Origin of the sequence: Polaribacter atrinae, from assembly GCF_038023995.1 — a bacterium.
In the GTDB taxonomy this organism is placed as follows: Bacteria; Bacteroidota; Bacteroidia; order Flavobacteriales; family Flavobacteriaceae; genus Polaribacter; species Polaribacter atrinae.
The window spans coordinates 2423978-2442899 of the sequence record NZ_CP150660.1 but is presented as its reverse complement, the minus strand read 5'-3'; the positions used below and the strand labels follow the sequence as shown (position 1 = coordinate 2442899).

Here is an 18922-nt window from a genome sequence, read left to right as displayed (position 1 = left end):
TATTTTCGAATCACTAACATAAAATCGGTTTTTTATAACATGTTTTCATGATTATAGTTTCTTTTTTATTTAAAATGGTATCTTTACTAAGATGATAATTCAGATTTAATGCCCTTATATAGAAATTCTTTAATCTTACTATTAATCAGCCTTTTTTTTAATTACTATAGTTATGCTCAATTTATAAATTATAGTAGTAAGGACGGGTTATCTGTACATAGCGTAGATCATATAACCGAAGATGACGAGGGATATATTTACATAGCTACTGCAGAAGGATTTGATGTTTTTAATGGAAATACATTTAAAAATTACAATCAAAATAACACTATAGGTTTTAGCAATAATATACGAATTATATTACCTCTTAAAAAAGGGCTGATTTTAATAGGAAGTAGACACAAAGGACTTTATTTATTTAACAAGTATAAACAAGTTATAGTTCCATTATTATTAAGGACAAATGTTTCAATAAAGTCTTTAAATATATCTGCATTGTTTGTTGATAAAAATGATGTTGTATGGGTCGGCTGTGGAGACGGCACTCTATATAATTTCTCAAGTTCAGAAATTAAAGAAGATATTATTACTTCTACAAAAGTGAATACTACAAAAATTGCTAAACTATCAGGTAGTATTGAAGCAATATTAGCTTTAGGTAACAGTATATTTGTTGGTGGCGATGACTCTTTTGTTACTCGAATACGCAAAACGGAAACAAATTATATAATTGATAATCCAATTGAACTTACCTCAGTAAAAACAATCTATTGTATAGCTACATACAATAATATGTTGTTTTTAGGTACAAATGTTGGGTTATTTAAAGTACCAGATTATAACCAATTAAATTACAACACGTTACAAACCTTAAAGGTTCCCTGGAAATTGAATGAACAAATTATTAGAACTTTATCTATCCATAATCAAACTTTATGGGCAGGAACGGAAGGTAATGGACTCTATAATTATGATATAAATAGCAAACTGCTAGAACAATTTAACTATTCTGAAAATAAAAGAAACAGTTTGCATTCTAACTATATATTGCATTCTTATATTGATAGCCGTAATAATCTTTGGTTAGGTACTTGGTTTGGAGGTATAGATTTGCTAAACCTTAATGAAACAAACTACACTTTTGTATATGACCAAACAGATGAGAAAAACCTGTTTTCTAATATTGTTTGGGCAATAGAAGAATTACCAAAAGATAGATTTATTTTAGGTACTCACGGTAATGGTTTGTGTCAATACAACATTAATGATAAAAGTTTTGTTTCCATAATAAATAATGATGAATTAAAATCGATATCTTCTCTTTGCTATGATCCAATTAGTAAATTATTATATATAGGTACTTGGGGACATGGTATAAAAATATTTGATACCACATTGAATAAGCTAATTAAAGAAGATCCTGCTTTTAATTTGTTACAGAACCAGCGGATTTATTCAATGACGCTAGGTTTTAATGGACAACTTTGGATAGGTAGTTGGAGAAAAGGTGTGTTCCGATATTATATAAATGAAAAACGCATAGAAAATATTCAATCTACCACAGATGTCTCATTAAATAATACTGGAGCACGCTCTATAATACTAGATGAGAATAAAAATGAAGCTTGGATTGGCTCACTTACACAAGGTATATACCATTTAAAATTAGATTCTAGTAGTAATATAAAAGAACTAAAACACTATCAAGAATTTACAGATACAAAACAAAAAATTAGTGTAAGGAACCTTTTTTTAGATAAAACAGGAGATTTATGGATATTATGTGAAAGAGGTATAGGTAAAATTAAGTTAGGAAAACAGCCTGAAACTTTGCCTTTATTAAATACAGGAATCAATTCTGTTTTAGCTAGAGATAACAAAAATAATATTTGGGTAGGATCTTATAATGGCCTTTTTTCATTCCAAAACAATACAGATGATGTTTCTTTATCTATAACTAACAACACAATTTATGACCTTCTAAATCTCACTAAGAGTAATTTACTTTTAGCGGCTTCTAACAATGGACTTATAAAAGTTGATTTAAACCGTCTTCCTGAAAGCACTAAAGTTCCAAAAATCACCTTATCGAACCTAAAAATTATGGATCAATATTTAACACCTGATCTACCAATAAAGAACAAAGTAGTATTAAGTAAGAAGCTTAATTATAATGACACAATTGTACTTCCTTATTTTTCACAAACATTTTCGATAGATCTTAATGCATTGTCTTTTAACAAAAACCGAAAAGTAAAGCTTCGCTATAAGTTAAATAAATTTGAATCGATATGGAATGAAACCAATAGCATCTCTACAACTGCTTCATATACAAATGTACCAGCAGGCATTTACGAGTTAAATATACAAGTTGCTAACCAAGAATATATTTGGAGTACAGATGTAAAAAAGTTAACGATTATAAAACTAAAGCCTTGGTGGGCTACCCATTTTGCATATTTCCTATATTTTTTAATATCTAGCATTATTATCTATTGGGTTTCAAATATATTATTAAATAAAGCACGAATTTCTAGAGAATTACGTGTTCAAAAATTTGAGAAAGAACAAGAGCATGAAATGCATCAACAAAAAATGTCTTTTTTTACCAATATTTCTCACGATATAAGAACACCATTAACGCTAATATTAAGTCCTCTTGAAGAAATATTATCTAGTGGGAAAGCAGATGAACAAATGCGAATAAAATTGCAACGAATGTTTAAAAATGCTCGAATGCTTTTGAATTTAATCAATCAAATTTTAGACTTTAGAAAAGTAGAAACCATTAATTTAGCACTTAATATTAAACAAATTAAGATTAAGGATTTTATACAAAGTGTTTATTATCAATTTAATGAACTCTCTCAAAATAAATCTATTGATTTAGAAGTATTTTGTTCTTATGAAAATTTGTTACTAGCTGCAGACCCTGTTAAACTAGAATCTATTCTTTTTAATTTACTAGCCAATGCTATTAAATTTACGCCAAAATATGGGCATATTATGATATTTGTATCTAATAATGATGACATCATTTCTATAGGTATTAAAGATACAGGCATAGGTATTCCAGAAAATGAAATTGAATCTATTTTTACTCGCTTTCAGCAATCTAAAAGAAATACACCTTTACAAGGAACAGGTATAGGGCTTGCTTTAGTAAAAAAGTATGTAGAAGCTCATAAAGGTACTATAGAGGTAAAAAGTCAAGTAAATAAAGGCACTGAATTTATTATTCATTTTCCAGTATTAGAAGAACTTAATCAGTACGATAGTCACTTAATTTATAATGATACTGAGGCTACCCATATAACCAATCCGCCAGAAGAAATAGTAGAAAACAGTTCTAAAATAGCATCTGTTTTGGTTATTGATGATAATAATGATATACGAGATTACCTAAAAGAAATTCTTGAAAAAAAGTATCGTGTATATACTGCAGAAAACGGTAAAGAAGGTTTATCTATTGTTCATAAAAAAATGCCAAACTTAGTAATAAGTGATATTATGATGGAAGGGGTGAGTGGATACGATGTTTGTAAACAAATAAAAACAAATATTAACACCTCACATATTCCCGTTATATTATTAACGGCAAAAAATACTATTGATGATAAAATTGAAGGATTTGAAAAAGGGAGTGATGCTTTTATAGAAAAACCTTTTAATAATAAATTATTACTAACCCGTGTTAAAGCATTAATTGAAGAAAGAGACATCTTAAAAAGAAAATTTTTATTAGCAGATACTGTATCTAAAGACACTATTCCTACCACTGTGGATAAACAATTTATTGAAAAAATCATTTCTAAAATCGAAGCACATATTTCAGAATCCGAATTTTCTGTTCAGAGCCTAACAGAGAGCGTACAAATGAGTCAAGATCAACTATACAGAAAAATTAAAGCACTTACAGGATTATCTATTAACCATTTTATTCGATTAATACGAATAAAAAAATCAGCTCGTTTACTTTCTGAAGGAAACCATACTGTTAGTGAGATTCTTTATATGGTTGGTTTTAATAACCCTTCTTATTTTACAAAATGTTTTAAAGCTGAATACGGTGTACTACCAAGTAATTATAGAGAATTACAAGAGGAGAAGCCTAAATAGTCGCTCCTTAAAATTAATTTAATTAATTGATTAACAATAGAATAAGTTTTTATTTTCGTTGAATTAATCGAAAAGAATTCCCCGAGGCTTGCCTCGGTTTGTAGCAAAGGAAAAGTTTGAAAAAGCGTATCTTCAATTTGTGAAAGATGACCATATATATAAGAGCCATAACAAAACCTTGTTGATGTATCACTTGGTATTTCCTTTGAAATACAGAAAGCGTGTTATAACAGAAGATGTTGGAAAAACCTTAATAACTATATGTGCAGAGATTTCTGAACGTTATGAGATTGAGTTTATAGAAATAGGGCATGAGTCAAACCATGTTCATTTTCTAATTCAAAGTGTTCCTAAATTGTCAATAAGTAAATTAGTTCGAATACTAAAGAGTTTAACAGCGCGAGAGATGTTCCGTCTGCATCCAGAAATAAAATTATTATTATGGGGAGGGAATTTTTGGACAAGTGGATTTTATGCAAATACGGTTGGCTTGTATGCAGGAAAGGAAGTGATTCAGCAATATGTTCAGAACCAAGGAAAAGATAAAGAAGAATACAAGAAAATTCATTCTGGACAGCTCAAATTATTTTAATACCTCGTGGGCTTGCCCCGAGGTAGTTTATTGTAAAAACGTACTTTACAACTCCTTATACTTCGCAAGAAAAAGGAACTGTTGAAAATAGAATTGGTGTTATTAGAAGGTTTTTTCCAAAGAAAACAGATTTAAGAAAAGTATCTAAACAAAGAATTAAAGAAGTAGAATTATCAATAAACAACAGACCTATCAGAAAATTTAATTATTTTAGCCCAATAGAAACCTTAAATAATAAGTTTGTTGCACTTATGAGTTGAACACAGCATATTAAAAGATATATAAAATAAAAGTTACGTATAAAACTACTGTTTTTCCTATACAATCTTCAATAGATTTGAATCATAAAAAAGGTATGACAATATTTTTAAACAAAAAAAATCTTAATAAAATATTGTGTTTAAATATTTTATTAAGAATTAGATACTTAAAAAAGCTATTTTACTATAACTTTACTGCTGTTCCAGAGGCTGTAACCATTAGCATTCCTCCATTTTTACCAACAGTTTCATAATCTAAATCTACACCAACAATAGCTTCTGCACCTATAGAATTTGCCATTTCTTGCATTTCTTTTAAAGCAGAATCTTTAGCTTCTCTTAAAACTTTTTCATAAGAACCAGAACGTCCACCAACTATGTCTCTAATTCCTGCAAAGAAATCTTTAATAAAATTAGCGCCAATAATGGTTTCTCCAGTTACAATTCCTAAATACTGAGTTACCGGTCTGTTTTCTATTGTTGGTGTTGTTGTTACTATCATTTATTATTTTTTTTTATCAGAAAAATTCACCTTTTATTGTTGTTATAAAAGGTGAAGTAAAATTTTGTATAATTATTTATCTAATTTTTTAGGTTTTGCATTTTTCATAGCTTCACCAATTTGGTTACTTGCTGTAAAACTAGCAACCATATCGTTTAACATTTGACTACCAGCTTGTGGCGAATTTGGTAATAATATTAAATTACTGTTTGTTTCACTACCAATAGATTGTAAAGTATCATAATGTTGTGTTACAACGATTAATGCTGATGCTTCTTGGCTGTTTATACCAACTCTGTTTAAAACGTCTACAGACTCTTCTAAACCACGAGCAATTTCACGTCTTTGGTCTGCAATACCTTGTCCTTGTAAACGTTTACTTTCTGCTTCTGCCTTTGCTTTCTCTACAATTAAGATACGTTGTGCATCTCCTTCATATTGTGCAGCTGTTTTTTCTCTATCTGCAGCATTAATTCTGTTCATTGCTATTTTTACCTGAGCATCTGGATCAATATCAGTTACAAGGGTTCTAATAATATCGAAACCATAATCTAACATAGCATCATTTAATTCTGTTTTTACAGCAATGGCAATGTCATTTTTTTTCACAAAAACGTCATCTAATTTCATTTTAGGTACTTCTGCTCTTACCACATCAAAAACATAACTTGTTATTTGATCATGCGGATAATCTAATTTATAAAAAGCATCATATACTTTTTCTGTGATTACTTTATATTGTACAGAAACTTTCAATTTAACAAAAACATCATCTAAGGTTTTTGTTTCAATAATTACATCTAATTGTTGAATTTTTAAACTCAATTTTCCTGCAATTTTATCAACAAAAGGAATTTTTAATTTCAGTCCAGATTGTTTAATGCTATGAAATTTTCCAAAACGTTCTATAATGGCAGCTGTTTGTTGCTTTACCATAAAAAATGATGAAAATAATATCAGTGCAATTATAACAATAGGGATAATAATAGAAGTTGGTATCATAGTTTATTTTTTAATAAGTGAATAATTTGTTTATATGTAAAGATAGGCTATTTCAGTAGTTATTTATAGGACGCATTTTTATTTAAATGTTACAGTTTTATCAAAAAAAATCCTGTAAAAAGTATTTTTTTACAGGATTTTTATAGGGTTAAGCTTTTAAATTATTCTTCTTCTTTCGGAAAAATTTTATACATTTTTCTATTATACTTTATCCACTTTTTATATTGCTTTTCAGAAAGTAAATCCTTTAAAGTGGCATCGAGTTGTTTGTCTTCTTTTTTTAAGATTTCAGAAATAGGTTTCAGATTTTCAGCCATGGTTGTCATAACCTTTTTTTGAGAAGAACGATCACCAGTTTTTATAACTTCTTTCTGAAAATTATCTACCATATCTTTGGTACTTCTTAGTACAAACGTATTAATTCTTGTAAAGTCTTTAATATCTTTATTATACTTTGTTAATACCTTAGAAAATTCTTGTCCTTCTTTAGAAGAAAGTTTAATGCTCGATTTTTTTGCTGCTTTTTCGATGTCATAAATTACAATACCAACATATCTTTCTATATTAAAATCTGGTTCTGGTGCTTTCTGTTGGGTTTGCATCATTTGATTCTGACGATTACTTTGGCTATTTCCGTAACCATATTGTGCATGAGCGGTAACTGTACAAAATAGAATAATTATTAAGAGTAATTTTTTCATAATTATAGTTTTTCGATGGCGTTTTCTAACCTTTTAATAGTTTCTTCTTTACCAATCATTGCAATAATATCAAACAAATGCGGTCCTGCTAATTTACCAACTAAAGACAATCTTAAAGGTTGCATTACTTTACCAAAACCAATTTCTTTAGCAGTAATCCATTCTTTAATTTCTTTCTCTGTATTTTCTGATGTAAAATCTTCGATTGATGAAATTTGAGTAATTAATTCTTGCATTAACTCTGCAGTACCTTCTTTCCAGTTTTTCTTACTAGCTTTTGCATCATATTCTGTTGGAGTTTCGAAGAAGAAATTTGATAAATCCCAAAAATCATGTACAAAAACAGCTCTTTCTTTAATAGAAGAAACTACTTTTAAAACAAACTCTTTGTCTTTAGTAATTCCTTTTTCTTTAAGAATAGGAAGGTATAAGTCAGTCAATTCATCATCAGACTTTGTCTGCATATATTGTTGATTGAACCATTTTGCTTTATCTGGATTAAATTTTGCACCAGATTTACTAACACGTTTTAATTCGAAAGCTTCAATTAAAGCTTCTAAATTAAATAATTCTTGTTCTGTTCCAGGATTCCATCCTAAGAAAGCCAACATGTTTATAAAAGCATCAGAAAAATAACCATCTTCTTTATAACCACGTGAAACATCACCTGTAGCATCGTTTGTATATTCTAAAGGAAACACTGGGAAACCTAATTTATCTCCATCTCGTTTGCTTAATTTTCCTTTACCAACTGGTTTTAAAATTAATGGTAAATGTGCAAATTTAGGAGCATCCCAACCAAAAGCTTTGTATAATAAAACATGTAATGGCATAGAAGGTAACCATTCTTCTCCACGAATAACGTGAGAGATTTCCATTAAATGATCATCTACAATATTTGCTAAATGATAGGTTGGCATACCATCTCCTTTAAATAAAATTTTATCATCTAAAGTATTGGTATCAATTCTAATATTTCCACGAATTTCATCTTCCATTCTTAAAAGCTCATCTTGAGGAGTTTTAAAACGGATTACATAATTTTCGCCAGAATTTATTCTGTTTTGTACTTCTTCATCAGTTAAAACTAAAGAGTTTATTAAAGTTCCGCCTGCTCTGTTATGCCAGTTATAGATAAAAGTTTTACCTTCTGCTTCATGTGCTTTTCTTTCTGCATCTAAAGCTTCAGAAGAATCAAAACAGTAATATGCCCAACCAGTTTCAATTAGTTTATCTGCATATTCTTTGTACAATTCTTTACGTTCTGATTGTCTATAAGGACCAAATTTTTCGTTCTTTCCTGGGCCTTCATCAAAAGGAATTTTACACCATTCTAAAGCATCTATAATATATTGTTCTGCATTTGCAACATAGCGTGTTTGGTCTGTATCTTCTATACGAAGTACAAAAGTTCCGTTATATTTTTTAGCAAATAAATAATTATATAAAGCTGTTCTTACACCACCAATATGCAAAGGCCCTGTAGGACTTGGTGCAAAACGAACACGTACATTAGATTCCATCTTTTCTGTTTTTTTATGGTTGCAAAGATAGTTTTCTAAAGGCATAAAAAAAAGCCTTTAGAAAAGGCTTTTAACTTGTTATGTATATTGTAAACTATTTAGAACTTCTTATAAACACCAACAGTTAATGCTACTTGTTTGGCAACATTGTTTCCATAAAAAGCAGCTGGCAAACTTGCGGTAACTCCAAAATTATCAGAAAATTCTCCAATTGCTTTTAAACCAACAACACCATATTCTTGGTTATTAACATATAAGGATGTTATTCTATTAATGTTTGGTAACTCAATATCTCCGTTTTCAAAAGATTTTTCTAAATCAAGAAAACCAATGATCCATATATTTTTAAAAACTTTATAACCGTATTCTCCACCAAATTTAAAGTTAGAACTGTAATTATTAGTTCTAATTTTTGCACCAATATAAGATTGTAAATAAGAATTACTAAAACTTTTACCTGCTAAAAATAGGGGAGAAAAAGTAAAAGCATCATAACCAGTTCTTATTCCTGAATTTTCATCAAATGAACTTGTGTTTGCTTCTACAGATAATTGACCAGAAAGTAACCAGTCTTTTTTATAGAAATTATGTTTTACACCAATTTCTATATTTCCTAAACTCGTTTTGTTTTCATTAATATTTTCTGAACCATCTCCAATACAATTTACTGCTGGATCTATATAATTTAAATTATCTATAGAAATTAGTTTAAATGGAAGATTTACTATTAAAGTTGTGTTATCTGTAATTCCGTATTCTCCATAAATCTGAATCGTATTGTCTGTTATTTCTCCATTAATACTATAATTTGGGTACCAAAAAACTTATCATAACTTGGTATTGTAGAAAACGATAATTGGGTATAAAATTTCCCTTTTTCTTGTGTCCAAGGACCTTGAGAAAATGCAGAAATAGTTAAGAATAAAAATAGAAAGTTGGTTATTTGTTTAATTTTTTTGATTTTAAAACTTAGTAGTACTATTTTTTAATTACTTACAAAAATCGTTTTAACAATTATTTGATGGTGTATCTATGTAAAAATAGTATTTTTAAAAGTTAATTATGGCAGAATTTATAAACATAGAAGATAAACTACATCAATTTACACGTAAATATTATACTAGTGAATTGATCAAAGGAAGCATATTATTTCTTTCTTTAGGATTTCTTTACTTTTTTTTTACAGTATTTATAGAGTATTTTTTGTGGTTAAAACCAACGGCTAGAACTATTTTATTTTTACTTTTCTTATTAGTAGAAGTGTTTTTATTAATTAGATTTATTGTAGTACCAATTTTTAAATTAATTGGTCTTAGAAAAGGAATTACTTATGAACAATCTTCCAAAATAATTGGAAATCATTTTCCTGAAGTTCAAGATAAATTATTGAATGTTTTACAATTAAAAAAAAATAACAATGAATCTGATTTATTGTTAGCGAGCATTCATCAAAAAGAAGTAGAGTTACAACCAATTCCGTTTGTAAAAGCAGTAGATTTTACGCAAAATAAAAAGTATTTAAAATATGCAATAGTTCCTGTATTAATTTTTTTAATTACTTTATTTACAGGTAATAACGATAAATTATCGCAAAGTTTAGAGCGTGTTGTAAATTACAAAATAGCTTATAATCCGCCAGCTCCATTTTTATTTTCGATAACAAATTCAAATTTAAAAGTGATACAAGGAAATACTATTTCTATTTTGGTAGAAGCTGTCGGAAATGTGTTGCCCATAGAGGCTAAAATCCATTTTGAAAACCAGTACTATTTCTTACAAAATAAAGGCAACGGAACATTTTCTTATACTTTTTCTGATGTTCAAAAACCAATTGATTTTTTTATAGAGGCAAACGGAGTTCAATCTCAACCATATAAGATTGAAGTTGTTAAAACACCTACTATTAATGCTATTTCTTTAGAGGTTAAGTATCCTAGATATTTGGGTAAGAAAAATGAAATGATTAAAAGTACTGGTAATATAATGGTGCCAGAAGGTACTACTATTACGTGGAGCGTAACAGCAAATCAAACAAATGCTGTGGCTTTTATCAACAATAAAGAAAGTGTTTTTTTTGATATAAATTCAGATAATATTTTTACTTATTCTAAAAAGATTACAAATCCGCTTAATTATCAAATATCATCATCTAATAAAGATTTAAAATATTTTGAGAATTTACAGTTTTCTGTAGATGTTGTAAAAGATGAATTTCCATTAATTACAGTGCAATCTAATATAGATAGTATTTCACGTGGAGGTGCACAGTTTGCTGGTCAGATTTCTGATGACTATGGAATTAAAAAATTACAACTCGTTTATTATAATGATGAGCAACCCCAAAATCAAAATAAATTTGATATTGAAATAACGAAAGAAAATATTCAAACTTTTTTTTATCAGTTTCCTGATGGATTAAATTTAGAAACAGGTATTAATTATGAAATGTTTTTTCAGGTGTTTGATAATGATGCGGTAAATGGAAGTAAAAAAACAAAGAGCCAAGTTTTTAAGTATCGCCAAAAAACAAATGATGAAGTAGAAGAGGAGTTGCTTCAAGAACAAAAAAATACTATTAATAATATTGAAAATTCAATAACCAAGCAACAAAAGCAACAGCAAGAATTAGAAAAAGTTCAGCAAGATTTACAAGGTAAGAAGCAAATTAACTGGAATGATAAAAAGAAGATAGAGAAATTTGTAGAACGTCAGCAGAATTATAATCAAATGATGCAGCGTCAGACAGAAAAGTTGCATGACAATTTAGATGAAATAAAAGAAGAGAATGAAGATCTTCAGGATAAAAAAGAGGAGTTAAAAAAACGTATTGAAGAGCTTAAAAAATTAGACAAGCAGCAAAAGTTGTTAGATGAAATTCAGAAAATGGGAGAGAAGCTTAACAAAGAAGATTTGTTAAAAAAGGCGAAAGAATTATCACAACAAAATAAACAGCAAGAAAGAAGTCTAGAACGTATTTTAGAATTGACAAAACGTTTTTATGTTGAGCAAAAAACAATGCAAATTGCTAATAAGGTTGAAGAATTGGCTAAAAAACAAGAAGAGATATCTCAAGAAAAACATAATAATTTAGATAATCAGAAAGAAATAAAAAAAGAATTTGAAACTATAAAAAATGATTTAGAAGAGTTAACTAAAGATAATAACAAGTTAAAAGAACCTATGGAGCTTCCGGATGTGGAGGATGAAAAAGAAGCTATTGATTCTGAACTAAAAAAGTCTGAAGAAAACCTTTCTAAAGAAATTAAGGCAGGAGCTAAAAAGAATCAAAAGAATTCATCAAAAAAGATGAAAGAAATGAGTGCTAAAATACAAACGGTAATGATGGAGATGGAAGGAGAATCTATGGAAGAAAACATAGATGACTTGCGTAAAATTTTAGAAAACCTTGTTATTTTTTCTTTCAAACAAGAATCTTTAATGCATAAGTTTGATGAAATTTCTACTTCACATCCAGATTTTGGAAAAGATTTAAAGAAACAAAATGAACTTAAAACCTATTTTGAACATATAGATGATAGTTTGTATGTGTTGTCTATGCGTTTGCCAAAAATTTCATCGATCATTAAAGATGATTTATCTACAACACATTATAATTTAGAACAATCTTTATATAATTTTTCTGAGAATCTTTTTTCATACGGTGTCTCTAACCAGCATTATGTAATTACTTCTGTAAATAGTTTGGCAGATTATTTAAGTAATATGTTAAGTAGTATGAAAAATTCCATGTCTATGAAAATGGGTAAAGGAAAAAAGGGAAAAGACCAAGGTATTAGTCTGCCTGATCTTATAAAAAAGCAAGGTGAATTATCTGAAAAGATGCAAAAAGGAATTAAACCTGGTGATAAAAAAGGAGAAGGTAATGAAGGAGAAAAAGGTAAAAAACCAGGTGATAAAGGTAAACCAGGTAGCAAAGGAGAAAAGGGTAAAGGAGGTAAAGAAGGAAGTAATGGAGAGAAAGGTAATGGTAGCGAAGGTGAGCCTCAAAATGATTTAGACGGAGAAATTTATGAAATTTACAAACAGCAAAGTCTCTTAAGACAAGAATTGCAAGAACAAATTAGAATTTCTGAAGGTGAAGGAAATCAGGTTAATGATAAAGCTAAAAAAGCTTTAAAGAAAATGGAAGATTTAGAAAACGAAATTTTAGAGAAAGGTTTTAATGCAGCGACACTTCAAAAAATGCAAGAATTAAACTACGAATTGTTAAAACTAGATAAAGCAGCTTTAGAACAAGGAGAGGATAATAAACGTAAATCCGATGCTAATTTACAAGAGTTTGAAAAGCGAAATATAAAAGCATTAGAATTTAAAAAGCAGTTTTACAATCAAACAGAGATATTAAACAGACAATCATTACCTTTGCAGCAAAATTATAAAAACAAAGTTAGGGCGTATTTTTCTGACTCAAAGAAGCAATAGTTATGGTTACTTTTAATTACGAAACAGAATTTGATTTAAAAGATGAAAATCTTTTAGAATATTGGATAGATAATGTGGTTTCAAAAAATGGTTTTAGTCTTGGAGAATTGAACTATATTTTTTGTGATGATGATTATCTTCATAAATTAAATGTAGAGTTTTTACAGCATGATACTTTAACAGATGTTATTAGTTTTGATAATACTTTAGGCAAGTTGATTAGTGGTGATATTTATATTTCTATTGAGCGTGTTGCCGATAATGCTAAAGACTTTGAGGTTACTTTTATAGAAGAATTGCATAGAGTAATGATACATGGAGTACTTCATTACATGGGATATAAAGATAAGTCTGAAGCTGAAAAAAAAGAAATGAGAAATGCCGAAAATGTGGCATTATCTGAATTCAAATAATTGATAATCAATAATATAAATACAAGGTTTCACGTGGAACTATAATATAATGAGTTTATTTTCAACAACATACGATGTTATTGTAGTAGGAGGTGGTCACGCTGGGAGTGAGGCTGCTGCTTCTGCTGCCAATATGGGTGCTCACACTTTGTTAATTACAATGAATTTGCAAAATATTGCACAAATGAGTTGTAATCCTGCAATGGGTGGAATCGCAAAAGGACAAATAATTAGAGAGATTGATGCTTTAGGTGGTTACAGTGGAATTGTTACTGATAAAACAGCGATACAATTTAAGATGCTGAATAAATCTAAAGGACCTGCTATGTGGAGTCCGAGAGCACAATCTGATAGAATGCAGTTTGCAGAATGTTGGAGAACAATGTTAGAGCAAACAGAAAATGTAGATTTTTATCAAGATTCTGTGAACGGTTTATTGTTTGATGGAAATAAAATTATTGGTGTTAAAACAGCTTTAGGTTTAGAAATAAAAGCGAAGACTGTGGTAATAACTGCTGGTACTTTTTTAAATGGTTTAATACATATTGGAGATAAAAGTTTTGGTGGTGGTAGAGCAGGAGAAGGAGCTTCTACCGGAATTACAGAAGACTTAGTTGCTAAAGGTTTTGAATCTGGAAGAATGAAAACAGGTACACCTCCGAGAGTTGATGGTAGATCTTTAGATTATTCTAAGATGATTGAGCAACCTGGAGATGAAGTAACCGAAAAATTTTCTTATTTACCAACTACAAAACCATTACAAAAACAACGTTCATGTTGGTTAACATATACTAATTTAGATGTGCATGATTTGTTGCGTACTGGGTTTGATAGATCACCAATGTTTAATGGTAGAATTAAATCTACAGGACCAAGATATTGTCCTTCTATAGAAGATAAGATAGATCGTTTTGCAACCAAAGATAGACACCAAATGTTTATTGAACCAGAAGGATGGACAACTTGTGAAATGTATGTAAACGGATTTTCTACGTCTCTTCCAGAAGATATTCAAGACAAGGCAATTCGTTCTGTTGCAGGTTTTGAAAATGTAAAATTTTTAAGATATGGTTATGCAATAGAGTATGATTATTTTCCGCCAACACAGTTAAAACATTCTTTAGAAACTAAGATCATAGAAAACTTATTTTTTGCTGGTCAGATAAACGGAACAACTGGTTATGAAGAAGCAGCTGCACAAGGTTTAATGGCAGGTGTAAATGCTGCTTTAAAAACGCAAGGAAAAGATCCTTTTGTTTTAAAAAGAAACGAAGCTTATATAGGTGTTTTAGTAGATGATTTAATTACTAAAGGTACAGAAGAACCTTATAGAATGTTTACTTCTAGAGCAGAATATAGAACGCTTTTAAGACAAGATAATGCAGATTTAAGGTTAACACCTATTGGGTATAAATTAGGTTTAGCATCTCAAGAAAGATTAGATCGTGTTATAGAAAAGCAAGCAAAAGCAGATTTGTTAATTAAGTTTTTACAAGAAATAAGTGTTAAAGAAGCTGAGATAAATCCTATTTTAGAAGCAAAGAATTTGGCATTGATTAACCAATCTATGAAGCTTTATAAAATTGCTGCAAGACCACAATTAGAGTTTTCTGATTTTAAAAACGTAAAGAAATTAGCTGTTTTCTTAGAAGAAAATAATATAGATAATGAAGCAATTGAACAAGCTGTTATTCATTTAAAATACTCTGGTTATATAGAGAAAGAAAAGAATAATGCAGATAAATTAAATAGGTTAGAGAATGTGATGATTCCTTCTAATTTTAATTATCAAAAAGTAAAATCTCTATCTTTTGAAGCTAGAGAAAAGTTGAGTAAAATTCAACCTACATCCATTTCACAAGCAAGTAGAATTAGTGGCGTTTCCCCTAGCGACATCTCTGTTCTTTTAGTTTATATGGGTCGATAAAATATGTAAAATAATTGCTAATGTTCCTCGTGGAACATGTTATAAAGAAAAAGTATTATGGGGGAAAAAAGAGGGCTTCACAAAAAATTAGAACCTTTTTTAAATTGTAAAGATTTTACGGTTTCAGATGAAACTTATGAAGTAATGTTTAATACGGAATATGATATGTTGGTAACTTCACCAATTCCTGTAGATTTAGAAAATTACTATAAAAGTGAAAATTATATTTCACATACAGATAGTAAAAAATCAGTTATGGATAAAGCATATCAGGCTGTAAAAAATATTACGTTAAAAAGAAAATTGTCTTTAATTAATTCTTTTAAAACAGATTCTAAAAACATCTTAGATGTAGGAGCAGGTACTGGAGATTTTTTAAAAGTATGTGACTCTAATGGATGGAATGTGCTTGGTGTAGAACCAAGTTCTGATGCAAGAAATATAGCCAAAGAAAAAGGAGTTTTATTGCAAGAAGAATTACTTAATATTCAAAATAAAAAATTTGATATAATTACGCTTTGGCATGTATTAGAACATGTAGAAAAATTGTCTGATTATATTTTAAAATTACAAGAGTTACTTGCTGATAATGGTAGATTAATTATTGCGGTTCCAAATTATAAAAGTGATGATGCAAAACATTACAAAGAATATTGGGCTGCTTTTGATGTACCAAGACACCTTTGGCATTTTTCTCAACAATCCATTCATAAAATATTTTTTGAAGAGAATATGGTTGTAGAAAAAGTATTGCCTATGAGGTTTGATTCTTATTACGTTTCTCTTTTAAGTGAAAAGTATAAAACAGGTAAAATGAATCCTCTTAAAGCATTTTACAGAGGTTTTGTTTCAAATTTGAAAGCAAAAAAAACAAAAGAATATTCTTCTTTAATTTATGTAATTAAAAAGAAGTAGAATTATATATATCTTATTTTTAATAATTATAAACCTTCAAAATTAAAAGTTTGAAGGTTTTTTTATGGAAATAAAACAAGTTGTTCCTCGTGGAACAATTTAGTTTTCAAGATAAAATGAAGTGCTTTTTTAAAGTAATATTAAAAATCTATTTAAGAACTGTTTTTATAATTTAGCTATAAATAGAAAATAGATTCTTTATGAAGGAAGGTTTAATTTTACCTTAAGATTTCTAATGTTGGAGTAGGGGTGTTTTTTTATGAGATACATAATAGTAATTGTTTCTATTTAAAATTAGTTTTAAAAGCTAAGATGCTTCAGTAGATAGTAACCACTTTTATAAAAAGAGATCTTCAGAATGTTATTCTTATTTAGATCTGAAATTATAATTCGTTTTCTAATCAATCATTGTTAGCTTTTACATTCATACAAAGCTGTATTTTATTAATATTAAATTTCATCATTAATTGTAATGAAATAACGTTGTAGAAAAACATAAGAAAAATAAATGATGCTATTTTAAATAAGGACATCTCAAAAATTATAAAAGAACATCATAAAATCAATTTTTAGTAAAATTTACATCAAAAAGAAGAAAAGAATATCCTGCTTTAGTTTTTATGCTTTAAAAGTGTCTGAAATCGATTTTAAAAAGAGTTATTAAATCTTTGTATGGAATAGAATAGAAATACCTTGGTTAAATTAAAAAAGCTCTTAAAACGATTGTTTTAAGAGCTTTTTTAATAGGTATTACTTATAGAATCTTTTAAAAAAATCAATTTTACTTATTTAGTAAATAGACACCACAAAGTGAAATGATAAAATAGACACCTAAAGACATCGCTCCTGGATAATCTTTTGCAAGACGTTGCCCAACAAGCATAAAAATTATACTAATCGCAGAAAGCTGTATTCCGAGTAATGCAATTTCTTTTACTTGCGAAGTGTAAATTTGATAGACTCCGGTAATCATAAATCCTACAGCAAATATTTCTATGATTAATAAAATGGCTAATAAAAAAGGAACACTACTTTTTAATGGAGAGTTTTTAAAGTGATCTTTTATAAAAGATACATTTCCTTTCCAGTCTAACATTTTTTCAAATGCGGATATTAAGAAAGTAATGATTAAAAATACTAAGATTAAAATCTCAGTAGGGTAGTCAGATAAAAAATGCATACTTATTTTTCTTTATTATTTTTTGAATAATCGTTGTAAAAAGCTTTTCGATTTTTCTTTGATATCTGTTAGCTCCTCTTTGGCGTCTTCTGCAAAATCTGCTAAATGCTCTGCAGCTTCACCAGCTAATTCAGAACCTTTTTCTTTTATATCTTCAAAGGTTTCTTTTGCATCTTCTGTAAATTCACTAGTTTTTTGTTTTGCAATTTCGGAGTAATCTTCTGCTTTGTGTTTTACTTTTTCTATGTTTTCATCAGATAAAAGCTCATTTACTTTTCCTTTTGCTTCTTCAAAAATTTCTTTAGCATCCTCTACAAACTCAGTTGTTTTTTCTTTTGCGGTGTCTGCAAATTCACTGGCTTTATGTTTTGTATTTTCTAAGGTTTCTTTTGCTTCGTTAGAAATAGAACTTGCAGCTTTTTTTACGTTTTCGTCTAAATTTTTATTCTTTTCTGTCATGTTTTTTCTGATTAATTTCTTGATTTCTAATTCTAAATAAAAGCCTCATCAATAGGTTCCCAAAGCTCTATTTTGTTTCCTTCGTTGTCTAAAATCCAACCAAATTTACCATAGTCGTATTCTTGTATTTCACCAACAATAGTAACGCCTTCTTTTTTTAATTCTGCTATCAATTCTACTAAATTTTCTACTCTATAATTAAACATAAAGTCTTTTTTAGAAGGTTCAAAATGTTTGGTATCTTCTGCAAACGGACTCCATTGTGTAGAGCATTTATTTCCGTTTTTATCTTTCCACCAAAAAGTACAACCCCAATCATCAGTATCAAAACCTAAGTGATTTTTGTACCATTCTTTTGCTGCATTTGCATCTGTAGATTTAAAAAATATCCCACCAATTCCTGTAACTCTATTTTTCATTTTTAGTTCTTTTTTATATTCGTTTCGTAAATTTCAATCCATTTGTCAACTGTAATTTTTTGACATAATTGTGAAATTAATTCAAAAGGGATTTCTTCTATTTTTTTAAAACGTATGCAACTTTTACCCATATCCAATTTACGTTTGCAATGCTTTGGATATTCGTTTACAAACCAATTATAAATTTCTGGAACCGCATAGATACCCATATGGTATAAATTAATGGAGTTTTTCTGAGAAGCAAAACTCATAAAAGGCAAAGGTTCTTTTGGGGTGCAATGATATCCTTTTGGATACAATGAATGCGGAACATAATAAGCAATCATTCCGTATTGTATCCCTTCTTCAAAACCATTTGGAAGGTTTTCTAAGATGGTTTTACGTAATTTATTAAGGGACTCTTTTCGTTCTTCTAAGGCTTGATTTATATAATCTTCTGGTGAAATAATCTTTGGTTGCATAACATC

The 18922-nt window shown here is 28.7% G+C and carries 14 protein-coding genes and 1 pseudogene; 7 read left to right on the top strand and 8 right to left on the bottom strand.

Going from position 1 to position 18922, the window contains the following annotated elements; all coding sequences use genetic code 11:
• Positions 1-108: 108 nt before the first annotated feature.
• The 3 genes and pseudogenes from WG945_RS10765 to WG945_RS17770 all read left to right on the top strand — a co-directional run.
• Entirely contained in the window at positions 109-4119 is a 4011-nt protein-coding gene (locus WG945_RS10765) for a hybrid sensor histidine kinase/response regulator transcription factor (RefSeq protein WP_068447829.1), read from the top strand.
• A 139-nt stretch (positions 4120-4258) separates the two neighbouring features.
• Positions 4259-4711, top strand: coding sequence for an IS200/IS605 family transposase (tnpA, locus tag WG945_RS10760; RefSeq protein WP_157603529.1), 453 nt, complete (start codon positions 4259-4261; stop codon positions 4709-4711).
• A 32-nt stretch (positions 4712-4743) separates the two neighbouring features.
• Positions 4744-4971: pseudogene (locus WG945_RS17770) on the top strand (IS30 family transposase); the annotation flags it as partial.
• Positions 4972-5155: 184 nt separating this feature from the next.
• On the opposite strand, the gene WG945_RS10755 reads toward WG945_RS17770, so the two are convergent.
• From WG945_RS10755 to gltX, 4 genes are all read right to left on the bottom strand, one after another.
• On the bottom strand, positions 5156-5473 hold the full coding sequence (locus WG945_RS10755; protein ID WP_068447828.1) for a heavy metal-binding domain-containing protein: 318 nt from the start codon (positions 5471-5473) through the stop codon (positions 5156-5158).
• Positions 5474-5545: 72 nt separating this feature from the next.
• Entirely contained in the window at positions 5546-6475 is a 930-nt protein-coding gene (locus WG945_RS10750) for an SPFH domain-containing protein (protein WP_197482032.1), read from the bottom strand.
• A 161-nt stretch (positions 6476-6636) separates the two neighbouring features.
• Positions 6637-7176 (bottom strand): hypothetical protein, encoded by a 540-nt coding sequence (locus WG945_RS10745; protein ID WP_068447826.1) that lies wholly within the window; start codon positions 7174-7176, stop codon positions 6637-6639.
• 2 nt (positions 7177-7178) lie between these two features.
• Positions 7179-8699, bottom strand: coding sequence for a glutamate--tRNA ligase (gene gltX, locus WG945_RS10740; RefSeq protein WP_068447990.1), 1521 nt, complete (start codon positions 8697-8699; stop codon positions 7179-7181).
• A 1062-nt stretch (positions 8700-9761) separates the two neighbouring features.
• Here gltX and WG945_RS10735 point away from each other — a divergent pair.
• Genes WG945_RS10735 through WG945_RS10720 form a run of 4 tightly spaced genes read left to right on the top strand, consistent with a single transcriptional unit; the run spans position 9762 to position 16397 of the window.
• A complete protein-coding gene (locus WG945_RS10735) occupies positions 9762-13142 on the top strand; it encodes a DUF4175 family protein (RefSeq protein WP_068447824.1) in 3381 nt (1126 codons plus the stop codon).
• Positions 13143-13144: 2 nt separating this feature from the next.
• Positions 13145-13555 (top strand): rRNA maturation RNase YbeY, encoded by a 411-nt coding sequence (gene ybeY, locus WG945_RS10730; RefSeq protein ID WP_068447821.1) that lies wholly within the window; start codon positions 13145-13147, stop codon positions 13553-13555.
• Between the two features lie 49 nt (positions 13556-13604).
• On the top strand, positions 13605-15482 hold the full coding sequence (mnmG, locus tag WG945_RS10725; protein WP_068447819.1) for a tRNA uridine-5-carboxymethylaminomethyl(34) synthesis enzyme MnmG: 1878 nt from the start codon (positions 13605-13607) through the stop codon (positions 15480-15482).
• Positions 15483-15539: 57 nt separating this feature from the next.
• Entirely contained in the window at positions 15540-16397 is an 858-nt protein-coding gene (locus WG945_RS10720) for a class I SAM-dependent methyltransferase (protein WP_068447817.1), read from the top strand.
• A 781-nt stretch (positions 16398-17178) separates the two neighbouring features.
• Here the strand turns inward: WG945_RS10720 and WG945_RS10715 are convergent.
• Genes WG945_RS10715 through WG945_RS10700 form a run of 4 tightly spaced genes read right to left on the bottom strand, consistent with a single transcriptional unit; the run spans position 17179 to position 18916 of the window.
• Positions 17179-17577: a DoxX family protein gene (locus tag WG945_RS10715; protein WP_068447815.1), complete on the bottom strand. Its 399-nt coding sequence runs from the start codon at positions 17575-17577 to the stop codon at positions 17179-17181.
• Between the two features lie 15 nt (positions 17578-17592).
• Positions 17593-18036, bottom strand: coding sequence for a hypothetical protein (locus tag WG945_RS10710; RefSeq protein WP_068447813.1), 444 nt, complete (start codon positions 18034-18036; stop codon positions 17593-17595).
• Between the two features lie 32 nt (positions 18037-18068).
• A complete protein-coding gene (locus WG945_RS10705; protein ID WP_068447811.1) occupies positions 18069-18455 on the bottom strand; it encodes a VOC family protein in 387 nt (128 codons plus the stop codon).
• Between the two features lie 2 nt (positions 18456-18457).
• Complete coding sequence (locus WG945_RS10700) at positions 18458-18916, bottom strand: DUF1801 domain-containing protein (protein ID WP_068447809.1); 459 nt, start codon at positions 18914-18916, stop codon at positions 18458-18460.
• Between the last annotated feature and the right edge of the window lie 6 nt (positions 18917-18922).

Bases quoted from the DNA above. Each gene is read 5' to 3' on its own strand.
- WG945_RS10735 (WP_068447824.1), top strand. From the start codon at position 9,762: ATGGCAGAATTTATAAACATAGAAGATAAACTACATCAATTTACACGT.
- WG945_RS10710 (WP_068447813.1), bottom strand. From the start codon at position 18,036: ATGACAGAAAAGAATAAAAATTTAGACGAAAACGTAAAAAAAGCTGCA.
- WG945_RS10705 (WP_068447811.1), bottom strand. From the start codon at position 18,455: ATGAAAAATAGAGTTACAGGAATTGGTGGGATATTTTTTAAATCTACA.
- WG945_RS10715 (WP_068447815.1), bottom strand. From the start codon at position 17,577: ATGCATTTTTTATCTGACTACCCTACTGAGATTTTAATCTTAGTATTT.
- WG945_RS10720 (WP_068447817.1), top strand. From the start codon at position 15,540: ATGGGGGAAAAAAGAGGGCTTCACAAAAAATTAGAACCTTTTTTAAAT.
- mnmG (WP_068447819.1), top strand. From the start codon at position 13,605: ATGAGTTTATTTTCAACAACATACGATGTTATTGTAGTAGGAGGTGGT.
- WG945_RS10745 (WP_068447826.1), bottom strand. From the start codon at position 7,176: ATGAAAAAATTACTCTTAATAATTATTCTATTTTGTACAGTTACCGCT.
- WG945_RS10750 (WP_197482032.1), bottom strand. From the start codon at position 6,475: ATGATACCAACTTCTATTATTATCCCTATTGTTATAATTGCACTGATA.
- ybeY (WP_068447821.1), top strand. From the start codon at position 13,145: ATGGTTACTTTTAATTACGAAACAGAATTTGATTTAAAAGATGAAAAT.
- WG945_RS10755 (WP_068447828.1), bottom strand. From the start codon at position 5,473: ATGATAGTAACAACAACACCAACAATAGAAAACAGACCGGTAACTCAG.
- gltX (WP_068447990.1), bottom strand. From the start codon at position 8,699: ATGGAATCTAATGTACGTGTTCGTTTTGCACCAAGTCCTACAGGGCCT.
- WG945_RS10700 (WP_068447809.1), bottom strand. From the start codon at position 18,916: ATGCAACCAAAGATTATTTCACCAGAAGATTATATAAATCAAGCCTTA.
- WG945_RS10765 (WP_068447829.1), top strand. From the start codon at position 109: ATGCCCTTATATAGAAATTCTTTAATCTTACTATTAATCAGCCTTTTT.